16 protein-coding genes are annotated in these 19,146 nt (G+C 40.0%); 10 read left to right on the top strand and 6 right to left on the bottom strand.

The window, feature by feature from the left end:
- Positions 1-48: 48 nt before the first annotated feature.
- Positions 49-1,959, bottom strand: a complete 1,911-nt coding sequence (locus QQK09_RS09750; RefSeq protein WP_284203942.1) for an ABC transporter ATP-binding protein — start codon at positions 1,957-1,959, stop codon at positions 49-51.
- Positions 1,960-2,104: 145 nt separating this feature from the next.
- Here QQK09_RS09750 and QQK09_RS09745 point away from each other — a divergent pair, with 145 nt between their 5' ends.
- Both QQK09_RS09745 and slyD read left to right on the top strand, forming a co-directional pair.
- Positions 2,105-2,329 carry a YheV family putative zinc ribbon protein gene (locus QQK09_RS09745; RefSeq protein WP_284204121.1) on the top strand — a complete coding sequence of 75 codons (225 nt, stop codon included), beginning with the start codon at positions 2,105-2,107 and terminating at the stop codon, positions 2,327-2,329.
- A 1-nt stretch (position 2,330) separates the two neighbouring features.
- Complete coding sequence (slyD, locus tag QQK09_RS09740; protein WP_284203941.1) at positions 2,331-2,963, top strand: peptidylprolyl isomerase; 633 nt, start codon at positions 2,331-2,333, stop codon at positions 2,961-2,963.
- Between the two features lie 60 nt (positions 2,964-3,023).
- Here slyD and QQK09_RS09735 read toward each other — a convergent pair whose 3' ends face one another.
- The 3 genes from QQK09_RS09735 to bioH form a co-directional block, all read right to left on the bottom strand.
- Complete coding sequence (locus tag QQK09_RS09735) at positions 3,024-3,434, bottom strand: hypothetical protein (protein ID WP_284203940.1); 411 nt, start codon at positions 3,432-3,434, stop codon at positions 3,024-3,026.
- A 6-nt stretch (positions 3,435-3,440) separates the two neighbouring features.
- Positions 3,441-3,728 (bottom strand): hypothetical protein, encoded by a 288-nt coding sequence (locus QQK09_RS09730; RefSeq protein ID WP_284203939.1) that lies wholly within the window; start codon positions 3,726-3,728, stop codon positions 3,441-3,443.
- A gap of 89 nt (positions 3,729-3,817) precedes the next feature.
- Entirely contained in the window at positions 3,818-4,591 is a 774-nt protein-coding gene (gene bioH, locus QQK09_RS09725; RefSeq protein WP_284203938.1) for a pimeloyl-ACP methyl ester esterase BioH, read from the bottom strand.
- Between bioH and QQK09_RS09720 the strand changes: the two genes are divergently transcribed.
- Both QQK09_RS09720 and nfuA read left to right on the top strand, forming a co-directional pair.
- Entirely contained in the window at positions 4,568-5,371 is an 804-nt protein-coding gene (locus tag QQK09_RS09720; protein WP_348532708.1) for a ComF family protein, read from the top strand. The genes bioH and QQK09_RS09720 overlap by 24 nt on opposite strands.
- A 143-nt stretch (positions 5,372-5,514) precedes the next feature.
- Positions 5,515-6,096 carry a Fe-S biogenesis protein NfuA gene (gene nfuA, locus QQK09_RS09715; protein ID WP_284203936.1) on the top strand — a complete coding sequence of 194 codons (582 nt, stop codon included), beginning with the start codon at positions 5,515-5,517 and terminating at the stop codon, positions 6,094-6,096.
- Between the two features lie 92 nt (positions 6,097-6,188).
- Here nfuA and yjeH read toward each other — a convergent pair whose 3' ends face one another.
- A complete protein-coding gene (gene yjeH / locus QQK09_RS09710; RefSeq protein WP_284203935.1) occupies positions 6,189-7,439 on the bottom strand; it encodes an L-methionine/branched-chain amino acid transporter in 1,251 nt (416 codons plus the stop codon).
- Positions 7,440-7,818: 379 nt separating this feature from the next.
- Here yjeH and QQK09_RS09705 point away from each other — a divergent pair, with 379 nt between their 5' ends.
- Both QQK09_RS09705 and QQK09_RS09700 read left to right on the top strand, forming a co-directional pair.
- Positions 7,819-9,552, top strand: coding sequence for a DEAD/DEAH box helicase (locus QQK09_RS09705; RefSeq protein ID WP_284203934.1), 1,734 nt, complete (start codon positions 7,819-7,821; stop codon positions 9,550-9,552).
- A gap of 711 nt (positions 9,553-10,263) precedes the next feature.
- Complete coding sequence (locus QQK09_RS09700; protein ID WP_284203933.1) at positions 10,264-11,622, top strand: MFS transporter; 1,359 nt, start codon at positions 10,264-10,266, stop codon at positions 11,620-11,622.
- Positions 11,623-11,807: 185 nt separating this feature from the next.
- Here the strand turns inward: QQK09_RS09700 and glmU are convergent, their stop codons facing one another.
- Positions 11,808-13,166, bottom strand: coding sequence for a bifunctional UDP-N-acetylglucosamine diphosphorylase/glucosamine-1-phosphate N-acetyltransferase GlmU (gene glmU, locus QQK09_RS09695; RefSeq protein ID WP_284203932.1), 1,359 nt, complete (start codon positions 13,164-13,166; stop codon positions 11,808-11,810).
- A gap of 159 nt (positions 13,167-13,325) precedes the next feature.
- Here glmU and nadE point away from each other — a divergent pair, with 159 nt between their 5' ends.
- The 4 genes from nadE (at position 13,326) to QQK09_RS09675 (ending at position 18,746) form a co-directional block, all read left to right on the top strand.
- Positions 13,326-14,156, top strand: a complete 831-nt coding sequence (gene nadE, locus QQK09_RS09690; protein ID WP_284203931.1) for an NAD(+) synthase — start codon at positions 13,326-13,328, stop codon at positions 14,154-14,156.
- A gap of 304 nt (positions 14,157-14,460) precedes the next feature.
- Complete coding sequence (gene asd / locus QQK09_RS09685) at positions 14,461-15,573, top strand: aspartate-semialdehyde dehydrogenase (RefSeq protein WP_284203930.1); 1,113 nt, start codon at positions 14,461-14,463, stop codon at positions 15,571-15,573.
- A 74-nt stretch (positions 15,574-15,647) separates the two neighbouring features.
- Positions 15,648-16,490 (top strand): LysR family transcriptional regulator, encoded by an 843-nt coding sequence (locus QQK09_RS09680; RefSeq protein ID WP_284203929.1) that lies wholly within the window; start codon positions 15,648-15,650, stop codon positions 16,488-16,490.
- A 189-nt stretch (positions 16,491-16,679) separates the two neighbouring features.
- Entirely contained in the window at positions 16,680-18,746 is a 2,067-nt protein-coding gene (locus tag QQK09_RS09675; RefSeq protein WP_284203928.1) for an alkyl/aryl-sulfatase, read from the top strand.
- Positions 18,747-19,146: the final 400 nt, after the last annotated feature.

Here is a 19,146-nt window from a genome sequence, read left to right as displayed (position 1 = left end):
ATATATAGTCGCTATTGTTGTTGATTATGATTACACACAGTTTAAAGATCACGCTTCAAACTCTGATTGCAAAAGCTCTATCTGCTCTTGCGCATCCATCCATATCATCTCAGTTTCTTCAAGTTGATCTTTCACTTCACCCTGTTCTTTTAACAGGTCGGTTAGCAGCTTTTTATTCTCTTGTTCATACAATGAACTATCGCCTAATTGCTCTTCAATCTCAGTTAAACGTGTTGAATATTTATCCATCTGTTTTTCAGAGGTTGTTAGCAGCTTCTTAAAAGGCGTTAGCTTTTTACGAAACTCTGCTTCTAATCTTTTTTGGTCTTTACGATTTACACTCGCAGAGGGTGCTTTTTCAACATTTTGTTCCGCTTGCTTTTCAATACGTTGTTGATCAGATAACCATTGGTGATAATCATCTAAATCGCCCTCAAATGGCTCTACTTTTTTATCATGTACCAAGTAAAGATCGTCAGTTGTGGTGCGTAATAGATGCCTATCATGCGAAACAACGACCATTGCGCCTTCAAACGCTTGCAGTGCAACGGTTAATGCATGACGCATCTCTAAATCAAGGTGATTGGTTGGTTCATCGAGTAATAAGAGATTTGGTTTTTGCCATACCAACAGCGCTAATACTAAACGCGCTTTCTCACCACCAGAGAAAGGCTTAACAATATCGAATGCTTTATCGCCTTGGAAACCAAAGCTGCCTAAGAAACTACGTAATGGTAGTTCTTTTTCATCGGGCGCTAAACGTGCAAGGTGCTGCATTGGAGACTCATCTAACCGCAAAAACTCTAATTGGTGTTGCGCAAAGTAGCCGATTTTTGCGTTGGTATTTATCTCAATTTTTCCCGATTGAGGCTGAAGCTGATCTGAAAGCAGTTTAATTAACGTTGATTTACCTGCACCATTTCGCCCTAACAGACCAATACGACTTCCCGGTACTAAGTTTAATTTGATTTGGTCCAGAATTAACAGGTCATCGTAACCGGCACTTACTTTTTCCAAGGTTAACAATGGCATTGGTAATGCATCAGGCTCTCGAAACGAGAAGCTAAATTGATTATCAAGATGTGCAGGTAATAATTGCTCCATCTTTTCTAATGCTTTAATACGGCTTTGCGCTTGTTTGGCTTTATTGGCTTTATAACGAAAACGGTCAATATAACTTTGCATATGATCCATTTGCGCTTGCTGCTTCTCGTAAGAAGACTGCTGCTGTACCAGTTTTTCGGCGCGTTGACGCTCAAAGCTCGTATAGTTACCGGTGTATTCGAATAATTTATTTTGTTCAATGTGGATAATTTTATCCACAATACTATCGATGAAGTCTCGGTCATGAGAAATTAGGATTAGCGTACCTTGGTATTGGCGTAGCCATTTTTCAAGCCAAATAACCGCATCTAAGTCGAGGTGATTGGTTGGTTCATCGAGTAACAATAAATCAGAAGGACAAAGCAACGCCTGTGCAAGATTCAAACGCATACGCCAACCACCAGAGAAATCGCTCACCGGACGCCCCTGTGCTTGCTCGCTAAATCCTAGACCCGCTAACAATTCAGCCGCACGTGATTCAATGGTATAACCACCAGCATTATCAAGCAGAATATGCATCTCAGCGATTTTAGTACCGTTATTCTGCGCTTCCGCTTGTGCTAATTTTTCTTGTAATGAACGAAAATCATAATCACCATCAATGACATATTGCAGTGCATTTTTATCAAGGGCAGGTGTTTCCTGCGCAACACTCGCTAATCGCCAATGATGAGGAATAGTTAAATCACCGGCATCAACATGTGTTTCTTGCTTCAATAAAGTAAAAAAGCTTGATTTACCACAGCCGTTTGCACCGACTAAACCCACTTTTTGACGCGGGTTGATTGTTGCGCTGGCATCTTTTAATAATGCTTTGCCACCACGGATAAATTCGATATTAGATGCAACAATCATAAATGTTTTTCTCTGTAGTTTTCTTACTAATAAATAGGGGATGGATAATAACCAATTTTATAAAGTTGAGCTATAGCTACTAGCAATGAATACTGATTTGATTAAGATAGATAATCTCTTCAAACAGTTAGCGATAAAATTAATTATGGCCTTATCCAAAAACAGAAAGCGATTTATAGCAGGCGCTAGTTGCCCGCAATGCAACACACTTGACAGCGTTGCGCTGACACTAGAAAATGCGGTTGAAACATTAATATGTGTGTCTTGTGGCTTCACACAAACACAAACACCCAAACAAGCAACAGCGGCAACACGTCAATTTGAACAGATGATTGGTGTCTTTGATCCGGCTGAGAATAGTGAGAAATAGAATGAAAATTACAAATAATGCAGCGGTATCAATCCATTTTGGCGTTGCAGAAGTAGATGGCAATGCACTTGATAGCACTGAAAATGGCGCACCACTTGAATTTATTCAAGGTGCTGGTTACCTAGTACCTGGCCTTGAAGCAGAATTAGCAGGTAAAGAAGTGGGTGACAAATTCGATGTTAAACTTGAAGCTAAAGATGCTTACGGTGAGTTCCAAGACGAATTAGTACAACAAGTGCCACGCGAGCTATTTGAAGGCGTTGATACAATTGAAGTAGGTATGTCTTTCCAAGCAGATACAGACCAAGGTCCACGTACTGTTGAAGTAACGGAAGTGACTGAAGACATGGTTAGCATCGATGCTAATCACCCTCTTGCAGGCATGGCATTACAATTTGTTGGTGAAATTGTTGCAGTACGTGAAGCAACTGAAGAAGAGATTGCACACGGTCATATCCACCAAGCTGGCGGCTCTTGTGGTCACAACCACGCTGAAGAAGCTGCTCACGAATGTTGTGGTGGCGATACTAGCAAACATGCTGAAGGCGAAAGCTGTTGTGGTGGTAAAGGCCATGAAGAAGAAAAAGTAAAAAAAGAAGAATCACCTGAAGGTTGTTGTGGCAGCTGCCACTAATACTAGATAGCTGATATCTTGTAAAATTGAATCATTAAGGACTGTTTTTACAGTCCTTTTTTATAGAACCTGATGAATGGTGGGCTCTGGCATTGGCGTCACGGCACTATTATATCTTTCCTGAATCACTGATATCGTCAGCTTAAAATCATCTCTTCGTACTAATTTTTTCTCTTCATTACTCCCTTCGGTATTAGATTTCGTTGCAAAAAAATTTAAACGTCGCTGTTGTGCATGAGATTGCTGCTGTTCAGGCGACTCCTTATGTGGCTCATTTTCATCTTGGATAATGGTGCGAGATTGACCTGAAAGTTGTGTTCGTTCTTGGTCTGCGCGTATCTTTGCATAAGAAGCAATAACTTCAGTTTTAGGGATAATAGGTTTGATTTGGTTTTCACGCTGCAACGCTTCTGCGGCAGGATGAAATGGAGCAGCAATTGCGGGGGGTAAGGCGGTATTTATATTAACCATAATTGATCACGCGGTGGTGTCAATTAAGCAGCCCACCATATCATTAGCAGTAATAATCACCTTGGCTGAATTTTTTGCTTGTAACTCCGCTAATTTGAGATTGATAACTTCAGTAGTAATAGAGATGGATGCTCGCTCTGCAGGTGGAGAATCTATCCCCGATGTCTGCTGACTTTCCGTCAACCCTGTTTCTGCTTTGCCAGCTTGGGCGATCCGAGAACTTGCGTTGCTCAGCTGTGCAGAGGCATCTTGAAGACCAGCACGACCAGTATTAAACGCAGAGTGAACATCCATAAATCACCTATTTGTCGTATATTATAAAGTTAAAAAGCTAATAAGAAGTATGGCACTATTTTAACATAAATAAAGTACCTGCTCAAAACTTAACCAGCGATAAAGTTCACTATCTTATTACAAAACAGTTCACTCTCACTGATAAAAGGCGCATGTGAAGAATGCTCAAAAAGCTGTACCTGTAAATCGGGAAGTAGAATACTCATTTCAGTCGCCGTTTGCAGGGGTACTAAGCCATCAGACTGACCAAACATCGATAAACAAGGCTGTGATAACGAGGAAAATGATGAACGAAGATCTGACCCTGCCAATAAATTAAGCCCTGCTATTAACGCACTTTGTTCAGCATCTTGCGTGCCAGAGAGTAGTTTCTTAAGTTTATTGCTGTCTTGCCGAGCACTTTTACAACCCATCGCTTGTAAAGCAATAAATCGCGCTAATGTTTTTTGAGGGTTTGTTTGTAGCCCCTGTAAAAAGTTATCAAATACGCAACCATCAACCCCCTCCCACTGCTCATCAGCCACAAATTTAACAGAGCTAGCAACTTGTATTAATTGCGTTACCTGTTGTGGATAATTAATAGCGGTGTAGGTTGCGATTAACCCACCTAGTGACCAGCCACACCACACCGCAGACTCAGGCACAACCTCTTGTATCGCTTCACTAATAGACTGTAATGAGTAATGCGCTAACGGTTTACTCTCACCAAAACCGGGTAGGTCGACGAGATACAAACAAAAGTGCTCACTTAACGGCGCGATAATAGGCTGCCAAACCGCAGAGTTCACTCCCCAACCATGCAATAAAACCAGTGCAGGTCCTTGACCAACCACTTCACAATGTACCGCTTGCTCTATACTCACTGTTTATTACTCCTTGTAAGGGAAATCATTATTTTTCACTTCATTGCACATCATTCAATGCGATTAATTGAGTCTTTGTTACCCGCTCAATGTTTAGTGTGCGCATTGCCCAGCAATAATAAACTGATCTGCCAGTATTGTGAAAAAAAGATACTCACGCAACGACAGTACTGTTTACACTGTGCTTTAGCACTGCCGACAAGCAGCGATTACTGTGGAGACTGTTTGACAAAAGATCACTTATTTGAGCATATTCATGCACTTGGTGATTATAGCAAACCACTTTCAACATTAATTAAACAGTTAAAATATCAACAACAGCTTGTCGCGGGTGAATTACTTGCTTCATTATTAAAAACATCTCTTGAACTGCGATATACACAAGAACAGTTATTACAGTTTGATCTCCTATTAGCAGTACCGCTGCATGCAAAAAAATTACGTCAACGTGGATTTAATCAAGCACAAATCATTTGTGACAGTTTGCATCAGCAACTGGGTATTCCCATGCTCACTAAGCAGATAAGTCGCTGCAAACAAACCCTCCCACAGGAGGGGTTGAGCATAAAAAGAAGAGAGCTAAATTTACGCGCAGCATTTACTTATAAAGAAACGCCAACACAAACTTTAACAGGCAAAAACATTGCCATTATTGATGATGTGGTGACCACGGGTGCGACGGTAAACAGTTTATGCAAGCTATTGAAAAAACGAGGGGTGAATAGCATTACCGTTTTTTGTATAAGCCGTACTCCGTTATCCAGAAATGAGGTTAAATAACCTAAAGACATAACAACAAATAAAGGTTATATTTTTAACTTCTTGTTAACTAGCGCAGCTCAAATGAAGTAGTTTTTTCTTTCCTCTTCCTGTTGCTATATAATACCAGACTAAATTACTCAAGATTAAACAGAGGCACAGCAATGATTGATATCACTCCAAGCGCAGAAGCACATTTTCGCAAATTATTAGAGCCACAAAAAGAGGGTACAAGTATTCGTGTATTTGTTATCAACCCTGGTACGCCAAAAGCAGAATGTGGCGTTTCTTACTGCCCACCAGAAGCTGTTGAAAGTAGCGATACCCGTTTAAGCTATGAAGGTTTTGACGCATTAGTTGACGATGTTAGCCTGCCATTTCTAGATGAAGCGTTTATCGACCTTGTTGAAGAAGACACCGGTACACAGCTAACACTTAAAGCGCCTAATGCAAAAATGCGTAAAGTAAAAGATGATGCGCCACTGATGGATCGCGTAGAGTACGTGATTCAAGTACAGATCAATCCACAACTTGCTAGCCACGGTGGTTTCATTAAATTAATCGAATTAACAGAAGATAATGTTGCAGTGATTGAGTTTGGTGGTGGTTGTAATGGCTGTTCACAGGTTGATTTAACACTTAAAGAAGGTATCGAAAAAGAGTTATTAGAAGAATTTTCTGGTGAACTTAATGCCGTACGCGATATCACAGAGCACCAAAGCGGAGATCATTCGTTCTATAAATAACGAATGCAGCGAGCACTGTAGATAACAAAAGAGAGGCTCGCCTCTCTTTTTGTTTTTTTAGCTTTGACTTTTTAAACGAGACCTTTTAAACGCTACCTTTTCAAACGGTAATAGGCCCCCAGCAAAAACAGTAGCAGCAGTGCAAATAACGCATGTGCACCTAATGAGATGAATAAGAGTAAACAGGTTAGTGATGCAAAAATTGCCAACTTTCTCGAATAGCCACTCAACAGTTTCCCCCCTGCTACGCATGCCGCTAGATAGATCAAGATAAACAAGCCATTGGCATAAGCAATCAACCCTTCAAGATCCAATCCTGAATAGCGATAATTTAACAGCATCACCATCGTGATAATAATGGCAGCGATTAATCCCCAATAGGGCACCGTAAAGCGATTGGTTTGTGCAAATAGCGGATGGATCTGCTTTTGCTTTGCCATACTTGATAATAAGCGCGAAAAGCCAACAAAATAGAGACTAATAGAGATATAGCAGGTTAAGAACCCGGCAAACGAGACAAATAGATAGCCCTTACTGCCAAAGCTCAGTTTAACAAGGTCGATTACTGAGTTAAGGTTCGCTCTCTCATCGCCATAAAAATGCATCTGTAATAGGCTCAAACTGATCAGGCTATACACCACCAAGGTGATAATGATGCCAATAATAATCGTTAACGGAAAATCACGATGTGGATTTTTAAAGTCATTGGCCAAATGTGCAATCGCCTCAATCCCTAAAAAACACCAAAGGATATAGGTCGCACTTAACGCAACGCTGGATAATTGAAAAGGGGTTGCGGGCAGATGAAAAGGTTGACTAATTTGGCTGTTAATTGAAACAAACACTAAACAGCTAACAATACACACACTCAATAGGGTTTGAATAATCGCCGCAGCTTTCAGACCAAATAGGTTAAAAATCAGCAATAGCGATAGCATCAACATCGCGCAGAGAAACAGTGCCTGTTTACTTGAGTGTTCAATCACACCAATCGCCGTTAAACCATTCACCAAGAAGTTAGCACCGGTAATCACGATCACGGGTGCGCCTAACGCAACTACCCAAATAAATAACCAACTCACAATACGCGCAGCTTTATCACCAAAAGCAAGTTGTACAAAATAAGCGGTTCCCCCCGCATGAGGGTGTTTATTGCCAAGCGCTGCAAAGGTAAACACAATCGGCAAGATAAGTAAGCCCATTATTAACCACGCTAATAATGACCAACTACCCGCTACTGAAGCCGCGATAGCTGGAATAATAAAAACGCCAGAGCCCAGTAACGCGGCGACTAACATCCCCACCCCATGGGTGACAGTGATGCTTTGATTCCCTGTAGACAAGCGTCTCTCCTTATAAAAGTCGTAATAATAAACAGTTAGTGAACAATTTTCATCTTCTTTTGATCTGCAAAACAGCCCACAAAACAAGAAAAAAACCAATTATTTTTCTTATTTTGTGGTTAACATCAAATAACACGAGCATTTTATGAACAGATCGAGTAGAATGCGCCACCCTCGTAATCAGATCTCAAATAGATCGTTGCGAAATCTTCAGATTAGACCTACTACGTGTGATTATTTATTTGAATTACACGTGAGAATTATTAAATGGTTTCAGCTTAATTTAAAGTTGAAACGATTGAGGTGACGTAGGTATGAGCTGAATTGAGCGTTTTAGCATCGTTAAAACGCAGAACTTATACGAAATCATGAGGCCTCTATGTCAGAGTCAACTACAACAGAAAATTCAATTACTTTTAATGACTTAAACCTACCAGCTGAACTAGTTCAGGTAGTATCAGAGATGGGCTACGAAACACCCTCTCCAATTCAAGCACAAACAATCCCATTACTTTTGAAAGGCCAAGATGTATTAGGTCTTGCACAAACTGGTACTGGTAAAACAGGTGCATTTGCATTACCACTTTTAGCAAACATCGATTTAAACGTTAAAAAACCACAAGTATTGGTTTTAGCGCCAACACGTGAATTAGCGATTCAAGTAGCTGAAGCATTCCAAAGCTACTCACGTCATTTACGTGGTTTCCACGTTATGCCTATTTACGGTGGTCAAAGCTACAACATTCAGTTCAAACAACTGAACCGTGGCCCACAAGTTGTTGTTGGTACGCCTGGTCGTATTATGGATCACCTTAAACGTAAAACACTAGACCTTTCAGGTCTAACAACATTAGTTTTAGACGAAGCTGATGAAATGTTACGTATGGGTTTCATCGACGATGTTGAAACGATCATGAAAGATATGCCAGAGAAGCACCAAACTGCGCTTTTCTCAGCAACAATGCCTGATCAAATCAAACGTATCACTAAACGTTACATGAATAACCCAACTGAAGTTAAGATTAAAGCTAAAACTTCAACAGTTGAGAACATCGAACAGAAATGTTGGATTGTACGTGGTGTTAATAAACTTGACGCATTAACACGTATGTTAGAAACAGAAGAGTTTGACGGTGCAATCATCTTTGCTCGTACTAAAACAGCGACTGTTGAACTAGCAGAACGTTTAGAAGCTCGCGGTTACCGTAGTGCAGCACTAAACGGTGATATGAACCAACAGACACGTGAACGCACTATCGCACGTATTAAATCTGGTGGTTTAGATATCTTAGTAGCAACAGACGTTGCAGCACGTGGTCTAGACGTTGAACGTTTAAGCCTAGTAGTTAACTACGATATCCCAACTGATACAGAGTCTTATGTTCACCGTATCGGTCGTACTGGTCGTGCTGGTCGTAAAGGTAAAGCAATCTTATTTGCAGCACCACGCGAACGTCGTTTATTAAAAGCGATTGAACGTGCGACTCGTCAAGAAATTGAAATCATGGAACTACCAACACGTGATGAAGTAACTAAAACACGTATTGAAAGCTTCCAAACTAAACTGTTGTCAGTATGTGAAAGTGAAGACTTAACATTCTACCGTGGTTTATATGAGCAAATGATAAACAACACTGAGATCGATGATTTAGATCTTGCTGCTTCTCTTCTGTTCTTAGCGCAAAAAGAAAAACCGCTTCAGCCAGTAGAAGAAAAATTTGTTGAGCCTCGTTCAAATGACCGTGGTTTTGACCGTAACGACCGTGGCGATCGTAATGACCGTAGTCGTGGTCGTCCAGATCGTAATGATCGTGGCAATCGTGGTGACCGTCCTGAACGTGGTGGTGATAAGCCCCGCGGTCGTGGTCGCCCAACAGACGTTGAGCTAGAAACATACCGTTTAGATGTTGGTCGTTCACACGGCGTTCAAGTTAAAAACATCGTTGGCGCTATCGCGAACGAAGCAAACATCAACAGCCGCTTTATTGGTGATATCAAATTGAATGATGAACATTCAACGATTGAGCTTCCAAAAGGTATGCCAGTTGAAACACTTAAGCATCTTGAAAGTGTTTATGTTTGTAAGCGTCAGCTAAACATTAAAAAAGATTAATTTTTAAATTAATCGAATAAAATTTAGGGGACATTATGTCCCCTTTTTTGTACCCGAAACAAACACACTAAAACCTATCTGCATCATGCCTCCCTTACGTAATTAAAAGTAACAGAGAAACAGTGCGTGATCTAAATCACTCATCCCCCCCTAGTATTTATGCGATTTGCGTGCTCTATCACAGTGCACCATTAACGAAAGATAAAGCGATTGTTCAAAGTACATTCTAATTTAGCTTTTTTATTATTCAGACGTTTAATTTGACACCTTAAAAATCAATCAAACAACTAACCAAAATCACTAATTAATAATAAAAAAACACCGTTTCAACAAGACGTGACAAAGATCACTCATCCCCCCCTGCTATTGATCACGTTTTATCGACAAAATCCGCTCCGCATCCAAACCACCTGAAGATACTGCTGCAGCATCATCAGGTAGTTTGGTTCTATTTATACCAAAGGAATTAATAAAGTGATCATTCTTGCTGGTTAAAATTATCCCTAACTGCGTTGTGAGTTTTGAAGTGAGAACAACTATCTCCTGCAACTCACGCCTTATTAGTAATAATTTTTCCTACGCAAACTCTGATCACCTATTAAATTCCATTGGTATTAGTTGGTTTACCGGATAGTAAACCTTTAATACGTAGATGTAAGTGAGCAGCACAATGGATTGGTTGCTTTTACAAAAGAGAAAAAGAAAATTAATATGAGCAAGCAAAAACCAAGACTGAGCTTTTGGCAAATTTGGAATATGAGCGTTGGCTTTATGGGGATTCAATTCGGTTTCGGATTACAGAATGCCAATGTGAGTCGTATCTTTGAAACCCTTGGTGCAAGCATCGATCAAATTCCAATTTTATGGCTAGCAGCACCGATCACCGGATTATTAGTACAACCTATTGTTGGTTACATGAGTGACCGTACTTGGACATTTTTAGGTCGCCGTCGTCCTTATTTCCTGATCGGCGCGATATTCTCCTCGATCGCACTAATTATCCTGCCAAACTCTCCTTATCTATGGATTGCAGCAGGTATGTTGTGGATGCTTGATGCATCGATCAATATCTCAATGGAACCTTTCCGTGCTTTAGTAGCTGACAACCTGCCTTCTAAGCAACGTACTCAAGGTTTTGCGGTGCAAACATTCTTTATCGGTGTCGGCTCTGTCATTGCATCATCAATGCCATATATTCTAACCAACTGGTTCGATATCGCTAATACAGCCCCAGCAGGTGTCATTCCACCTTCGGTTAAGATCTCTTTCTATGCAGGTGCAGCGGTATTTTTAGGCGCAGTGATGTGGACCGTATTCAGAACGCGCGAATATAGCCCAGAAGAGCTAGCAGCATTTGATGGTGTTCCAGCAGCACCAAAAGAGGAGGTCAAAAAAGCCGGCCTGCTAACGATGTTTACTGATATGAAGATAATGCCAACAACGATGAAGCAATTAGCCGTTGTACAGTTCTTCTCATGGTTTGCACTATTTGCGATGTGGATTTACACCACTTCAGCGGTAACGGGCCACATTTATGGCTCTAGCGATGCCTCTTCTGCACTTTATAACGAAGGTGCTGACTGGGTAGGCTTATGTTTTGCAATGTATAATGGTGTAAGTGCAATCGCTGCATTCACTTTACCGTGGTTAGCTGCACGTACTAGCCGTAAATTTATTCATGCTATTTGTCTATTAATAGGTGGTATAAGCCTTGCTTCAATGGCGCTAGTACAATCACCAAATATGTTAATGCTAAATATGGTCGGTATCGGTTTTGCGTGGGCAAGTATCTTATGTATGCCTTATGCAATCTTAGCGGGATCTATTCCAAGCAACAAGATGGGTTTCTTTATGGGCGTATTTAACTTTTCAATTGTTATCCCACAAATCTTAGCCGCGGGTATCTTAGGTTTCTTAACCCAACACTTCTTTGGTGGCAATGCGATGTACGCATTAGTACTCGGTGGTGTATCGATGGCACTTGCCGCGTTCTTCACTATCTTTGTCGTTGACCAAGATGATGTTGCTAACACAAAAAATGAAACTAACAGTGATGCGGTTGTAGCATAACTACATAGTAAGCTTTACTGATTGCCGTGCTTGTTTAAACAAGCACGGCTTTTTTTTACCTTGAATTTACTGATTTTCGATAACGCTATATGCGGTAACAATATATTCAGGCAAAAAAAAGCCTAATCATCACGATTAGGCTAAATGAACTCAAAACAGGGTTAACAAACCTCGCTAGCGATCAACTATTTTTTTGTCGGGCGCTTCCAACCATTCAAGTTACGTTGTTTAGTACGCGCAACCGATAATGCATTCGCAGGTACATCGGTCACAACCGTTGTGCCCGCCGCGGTTGTTGCACCATCACCAATCGTAACCGGTGCAATAAGCTGACAATCACTGCCGACAAACACATCGTTACCAATTTTAGTTTGGAATTTATTCGCGCCATCGTAGTTACAAGTGATAACACCAGCACCGATATTAACGCGACGCCCTAACGTTGTATCACCTAAGTAACTTAGGTGGCCACATTTAGAGCCATTACCTAATGTCGACTTTTTAATTTCTACAAAGTTACCGACGTGCACATCTTTTTCAATCACTGTTTCTGGGCGAATGCGTGCGAAGGGACCAATGGTCGAGTTATCACCAATACGGCTGCCTTCGATAATTGAGTTAGGTTTAATCTCAACATTATTTTCAATATTACAATCGATTAAGATACAGTTCGCACCAATCACAACACCGTCACCAAGATTCACATTACCTTTAATGATGACATTGATATCAATATCTACATCTTGCCCACAGGTCAACTGACCGCGCAGATCAAAACGCGCAGGATCACGCAGCATCACGCCACGCAGTAATAATTTTTCAGCTTGTTGCAGCTGGAAAGCACGCTCTAAATTAGAAAGTTGTAAGCGATTATTAACCCCCTCAACCTCTACCGTGCTTGTTGGGTGAACAGCGCGAATAATACGCCCTTCTTGATGCGCCATCTTAATAATATCTGTAATGTAATATTCGCCAGCGGCATTATCGTTGCGCAGCGCAGGTAACCAACGGCGTAAATCACGGGCATTCGCCACTAAAATACCAGTGTTTACCTCTTTAATTTCACGTTGATTTTGAGTTGCATCTTTCTGCTCCACAATGGCACTAACATCACCATCAACACGCTCAATACGGCCATAACCTGTTGGGTCATCAAGATGTACCGTTAATAGACCAATGCCACCTTCCGGTTGTACGTCGATCAGTTTTTGTAAGGTATGTGCTGTTAATAGCGGCACATCCCCATACACCATCAATATTTTTTCGGTTTCTCTGAAATGCGGTTGTGCTATCTGCATTGCATGACCAGTACCCAATTGCTCTGTTTGCTTAATCCAATTAAGGCGGCGCTCGTCAATGACCTCTTTCATTTGATCACCACCATGGCCATAGATCAGGTGAATGTTTTCAGCACCCACCCCTTTTACGGTATCTATCACGTGCTGTACCATCGGTTTATCTGCAATTTTATGCAGTACTTTTGGTAGACGCGAACACATACGCGTACCTTTACCTGCAGCGAGAATAACAACACTTAAAGCCATAATAATAATTCCATGTTTTTTAGAGAATAGAAGTGCATTTTAGCGAACTTTCAAGCGACTGCGAATAATTAAATAATATTTCTCTCTGTTTATTATTAATTATTTAGCAGTTTCCCGTTAAGATAGGCATTCAGTCATGAATAAAATAGGTCTAGTGTAATGAAACAACAAATATTAAAAGAGATGCGCGTCCTAGCCAGTATCGATGTTGCATCAGAAATTCAAACCCGTATTAACTTCCTTAAAAGTAAATTGCAGGAAGCACATTGCCATACCTTAGTGTTAGGCATTAGTGGTGGCGTTGACTCAAGCACAGCGGGGCGATTATGCCAATTAGCCGTTGAGCAACTTAATGAGTCAGAGAATACTGAACAATATCAATTCATTGCTGTTCGTCTTCCCTACGCAATTCAAAAAGATGAAGATGAAGCACAGCTTGCGCTGCAATTTATTCAACCTTCTCGCAATGTCACTGTTAATGTACAAGCGGGTGCTGATGGCATTCACAGCAACACATTAGCAGGTCTTGAAGAGAGTGGCGTCGCACTAGGCGATAACGTGAACCTTGATTTTATAAAAGGCAACGTAAAAGCGCGTATGCGCATGATTGCACAGTATGAAATTGCAGGATTAACCGGCGGCTTGGTGGTTGGTACAGACCACAGCGCTGAGAACATTACTGGCTTTTACACTAAACATGGTGATGGAGCCTGCGACTTAGCCCCCCTGTTTGGTCTAAGTAAACGCCAAGTTCGTGCACTCGCAAAACAGCTTGGCGCACCTGCGCTATTAGTTGAAAAGGCCCCTACTGCAGATTTAGAAGAGGATAAGCCACAACTTGAAGATGAGATTGCTTTAGGCATGACTTATGATCAAATTGATGATTTCTTAGAGGGTAAGACAGTTGCACCGGAGATTGAGGATAAATTGATTGCAATTTATCAACGCACTCAACACAAACGTCAACCTATCCCAACAATTTACGATTGATTGTTATTATTGATGGTGCCATTAAACCTCAGTTTATCTGGCACCATCATGTTAAGCACTTGTTATAAAAAACAATAAACAAATTACTTCCGATTATTTTTAAAATCTCTCAAACCGATCTTACTTATCTAAAAAATTGTTTCGCACAGTTAAAATTTCACGCTCTTGTAGTAACAAAAAAATAACACTTTTTTATTCATTTAGATCATTCAAAAAGCTAGCCAGAGCAAACTAGTTAATGGTAAGTTTATAGCTCGGTTATGAAAGTCGAATACTCAATAATTCTATTAAGGAAGTTAGTCTCATGAAAAAAGTTGGTTTAGTTGGTTGGCGCGGTATGGTTGGTTCTGTGCTTATGCAAAGAATGCGTGATGAAAATGATTTTGCAACGATTGAGCCTGTGTTTTTCACCACCTCGCAAGTGGGACTAGCATCACCAGAAATAGGTAAGCCAACTGATACCTTAAAAGATGCATTTGCTATCGACGACCTACAAAAAATGGATATCATCATTACCTGTCAAGGTGGTGATTACACCAATGAAGTTTACCCAAAACTACGTGCAAGTGGCTGGAATGGCTACTGGATCGATGCGGCTTCTTCGCTACGAATGAAAGATGATGCAATCATCGTATTGGATCCTGTCAATAAAGATGTTGTTAAACAAGGTATCACAGACGGTGTTAAAACCTATGTTGGTGGTAACTGTACGGTTTCATTATTATTAATGGCATTAGGTGGTTTATTTGAAGCAGACCTTATTGAATGGGTAACACCACATACTTACCAAGCAGCTTCTGGTGCCGGTGCACGTAATATGCGTGAGCTAATTAGCCAAATGGGATCTATTAAAGATCTTGTTGCAGACAAACTAGCAGATCCTGCTTCTGCCATTTTAGAAATCGACCAACAAGTTGCAGAACATCTACGTAGTGATGCACTACCAACGGATCAATTTGGCGCAGCACTTGCTGGTAGCCTTATTCCTTGGATCGATGTACCGATGCCTTCTGGTCAATCTAAAGAAGAGTGGAAAGCACAAGTTGAAGCTAACAAAATTTTAGGTACCAGCGAGAAGCAAACGCCAATCGATGGTTTATGTGTGCGTATTGGTGCAATGCGTTGTCATAGCCAAGCGATCACCATGAAGCTGAAAAAAGATGTACCCGTTGAAGAGATTGAACGCATTTTAGCGGCGCATAACGAATGGGTTAAAGTGATTCCAAATGAACGTGAAGCAACCGTTTCTGAACTTTCTCCTGCAAAAGTAACAGGTACATTAAGCATTCCTGTTGGTCGTATTCGTAAACTTTCTATGGGTCCTGAATACGTAAGTGCATTTACAGTAGGTGACCAACTACTATGGGGGGCTGCAGAGCCACTTCGTCGTATGTTAAATATCTTACAAGAAGCATAAGCAGATATTTATAAAACAATTTTAAAGGCCTCTATTGAGGCCTTTTTTGTATCCGTACCACCTTAGGAGCGAACATGACCAGTTTTGATATGAACCTCATTAGGCCGTTTGTTAAAGTTTATGAATTAAACTCAATTACTAAAACAGCAGATCTGCTTAATGTATCCCAGCCTGCTATTAGCGGTTCTATTAAACGCCTTGAGCAATATCTAGGTTATGCACTGTTTATACGTAGTGGTCGAAACTTAAACCCAACTCCTAACGCACATAGTTTCTTCTCACAAATATCACCTGTTTTAGACATTGTTGATAATGCAGTAGGAAATAAAGAAAATTTTATTGTTTATGCACCAGAAAGTATCCTGATAAAGCTCAACACAGTTAAAAATATTCAGCTGATTGAAGCGCATAATAGCGAACAAGATATCTATCATGATTTACGTATGCGTCAAGTTGATTTGGTCATTGGTAATCTCAGCGAAAAAGATAATAGTTTTTGTTATGAGCCCGTACACCAAGAAAAATTGAAGTTAGTTTGCCGTCAAGATCATCCTAGTATTGGAAACTCAATTACTCTTGAGCAGTATCATCAAGCGGGTCATGTCGCATTAAAATGTGTACGAAATGATATGCGTATAATTGAATACTTGTCAGAAACAGCCCTATTATCACGCGATATTAAAATACAAGTTTCTAGCCCTATTAATATGCTCATAATGGTGCAAAACACTGATCATGTTACCGTTATTCCAGAAAGTCTTTTTCCTCTCGCAGAGTCATTAGGGCTAAAAGTGCTCTCACTTCCCTTTGACATTAAACCGCTAAAATTTGATATGATTTATCATAAGCGATACTTAAACGATAAGGAACATATAGCACTAAGAGCACTAATAAAAGAAAAAGTAACGCATACATAACCCCATTTTACTTAAGATATGCAATACAATAGACCTCTCTAAATTAGTATAACCCCAGCTTATACTAAGCATAATCCCTGCCCTGTTCTTTTATTAACCCCAGCCATTTATTATCACTTCATCAAAGCAAGATAGCACTTAAAAATCATTGCTTATTTAATCATTTAAATAAATAAACAGGGTGAACACATGAAAAAATCCACACTAGCAATCATCATTTCCTCTATCTCATTTGGCGTTTTAGCTGCAGATCATAATCATGCACACTTTAATAATATTGGTGAACAAGGCGGGAAACAGGCATCTAAAGCAACGATTGAATACAATAAGCAAGTTGCAACTACGCTTAACTATGCAGATACCAAAGCATTTGATGAGAATAATCGCGGTTTAATTGCCGAGTTCGACCAAGCAACAGGTGACATCATTCGAAATAGTTTTAATTTCATCGATGCCAATGTCGCAAATGCGAATCAGGCACCTGAATCAGTTAACCCATCGTTATGGCGTCAAGCAGTATTGAACCAAGCAGCAACGGGCTTATATGAGGTGGTTCCAGGTGAAATTTATCAAGTCCGCGGTACAGATCTCGCTTCTATTTCATTTATTCGTAGTGATAATGGTTGGATTGTTTACGATGTTTTATTAACTCAGGAATCAGCAGCACAGTCATTAAAATTTTTCCAAGAAAATGTACCTGAAGATGGTGAACTACCTATTGTAGCAATGATTTATTCACATTCTCATGGTGACCATTACGGTGGTTCTCGTGCAATTAAAGAAGCTTTTCCAGATGTAAAAGTATTTGGTTCAAAGTTTATTACCAAAGAGATTGTTGATGAAAATGTATTGGCAGGTAATGCAATGTCACGACGTGCTGCATACCAATATGGTGCAACTTTAAATCGCCATGAACATGGTATTGTTGATGCGGCATTAGGAAAAGGTTTATCCAGCGGTAGCATTACTTATGTATTACCTGATTATGAGTTAAATCATAACGATGAAATCGAAACATTGGTGATTGACGGTTTAGAGATGCATTTTATGGATGCCTCAGGTACAGAAGCCGCTTCTGAAATGGTTACTTATATCCCAAGTTTAAAAGCATTATGGACGGCAGAGTTAACCTATCAAGGCATGCATAATATATATACATTACGTGGTGCTAAAGTTCGAGATTCACTAAAATGGTCTAAGAAAATCAATGAGATGCTGGTCACTTGGGGTGATGAAACAGATGTACTATTTGCCTCTCATTCAGCACCAATCTGGGGAACAAGCGAGATATCAGATTACTTAAAAATACAACGTGACGCCTATGGTTTTACCCATAACCAAACACTGCGCTTAGCGAATGATGGTTATGTCATGCAAGATTTGGGCGATAAAATTTATGAAGTGATGCCTGACAGTATTCAACAAAGCTGGCATACCAATGGTTACCATGGCACTTATTCTCATAACTCTCGTGCAGTTTATAATATGTATCTAGGCTACTTTGATATGAACCCGGCAAATCTTAATCCGCTTCCGATTGAAGCTGAGTCCATTAAGTTTGTGGAGTATATGGGCGGTAGTGAAATGATAATTAAAAAAGCACAAGCTGATTTTGATGAAGGAGAATACCGTTTTGTTGCAACCGCATTAAACAAAGTTATGCAGGCAGAGGCAAGTAATAGTGAAGCACGTAAATTATTGGCAGATACCTATGAGCAATTAGGTTATCAATCGGAAGGGGCTGGCTGGCGTAATATTTATTTAACCGGATCGCAAGAGCTTCGCGTCGGCACGCTACCAAATAATACAAAATCAGGAGCGACGGATATATTAATTGAAACACCCATAACCAATATTTTAGACTTCCTTGCTGTTAAGGTCGACTCTATAAAAGCGCAACACACTCCTTTTACATTAAATTTGGTTTTACCGGATGTTGATGAAACCTATTTTGTGGAAATGGCAAACGGTAACCTGAATAATATTAAGGTAGATAAAGCCTTAACTGCTGACGCAACACTATTTATTAATCGTAGCGATGTAACAAAAATATTATTACAACAAACCAACTTCGAAAAATTACTGGAAAGTAAAAATGCAGGACTCGAAGGAGATCAAAGCGTACTTAAAAAATTACAGGCATCTTTGGTTGAGTTTGATGAAACCTTTGAAATCGTACCTCGCCCAGTAAAGGGACAAGAGATAGATGCAGCGCTTTATGAGACAGCAGAGTCCCATAACACGCACTCACATTAACCTTTGATGTGTTAATTATTTCGCAATGCCCGCTTTTGCGGGCTTTTTTTATTTAATAGCCCCTCGCAGTAGAATAAAACAAACGATTAACAGAGACCATACAACTCAGTAACAACCATAAAATAGTTATACTAAATACTCTTTCCATGCAAAAATTTTAGTGTAAAGATTACCTCAAAAATACAAATACCCGATCTAGCTCACCATTAAAAACAGCTGACTTCTCCCATAGATAAAATTGATATCTAGCATAGATAAAATCAAATAAACCCTCCCTTTACGTAACGAAATGTAACAAAAAAAATCTTTATGAGGCATGTTCAATAATCAAACCACAAAAATGTAACCGGTTACAGAAACCGGTTACTATTATTTCATTATCTAATTAGTACTACTTAAT

Origin of the sequence: Psychromonas marina, from assembly GCF_030161115.1 — a bacterium.
Classification (GTDB): Bacteria; Pseudomonadota; Gammaproteobacteria; order Enterobacterales; family Psychromonadaceae; genus Psychromonas; species Psychromonas marina.
This window is presented reverse-complemented; position numbering and strand designations above follow the sequence as displayed.

Coding starts and splice junctions, on each gene's coding strand:
- QQK09_RS09735 (WP_284203940.1), bottom strand. CDS start 3,434: ATGGTTAATATAAATACCGCCTTACCCCCCGCAATTGCTGCTCCATTT.
- nfuA (WP_284203936.1), top strand. CDS start 5,515: ATGATTGATATCACTCCAAGCGCAGAAGCACATTTTCGCAAATTATTA.
- asd (WP_284203930.1), top strand. CDS start 14,461: ATGAAAAAAGTTGGTTTAGTTGGTTGGCGCGGTATGGTTGGTTCTGTG.
- QQK09_RS09705 (WP_284203934.1), top strand. CDS start 7,819: ATGTCAGAGTCAACTACAACAGAAAATTCAATTACTTTTAATGACTTA.
- QQK09_RS09720 (WP_348532708.1), top strand. CDS start 4,568: ATGTACCGCTTGCTCTATACTCACTGTTTATTACTCCTTGTAAGGGAA.
- QQK09_RS09700 (WP_284203933.1), top strand. CDS start 10,264: ATGAGCAAGCAAAAACCAAGACTGAGCTTTTGGCAAATTTGGAATATG.
- QQK09_RS09750 (WP_284203942.1), bottom strand. CDS start 1,959: ATGATTGTTGCATCTAATATCGAATTTATCCGTGGTGGCAAAGCATTA.
- glmU (WP_284203932.1), bottom strand. CDS start 13,166: ATGGCTTTAAGTGTTGTTATTCTCGCTGCAGGTAAAGGTACGCGTATG.
- nadE (WP_284203931.1), top strand. CDS start 13,326: ATGAAACAACAAATATTAAAAGAGATGCGCGTCCTAGCCAGTATCGAT.
- slyD (WP_284203941.1), top strand. CDS start 2,331: ATGAAAATTACAAATAATGCAGCGGTATCAATCCATTTTGGCGTTGCA.
- QQK09_RS09680 (WP_284203929.1), top strand. CDS start 15,648: ATGACCAGTTTTGATATGAACCTCATTAGGCCGTTTGTTAAAGTTTAT.
- QQK09_RS09675 (WP_284203928.1), top strand. CDS start 16,680: ATGAAAAAATCCACACTAGCAATCATCATTTCCTCTATCTCATTTGGC.
- QQK09_RS09730 (WP_284203939.1), bottom strand. CDS start 3,728: ATGGATGTTCACTCTGCGTTTAATACTGGTCGTGCTGGTCTTCAAGAT.
- QQK09_RS09745 (WP_284204121.1), top strand. CDS start 2,105: ATGGCCTTATCCAAAAACAGAAAGCGATTTATAGCAGGCGCTAGTTGC.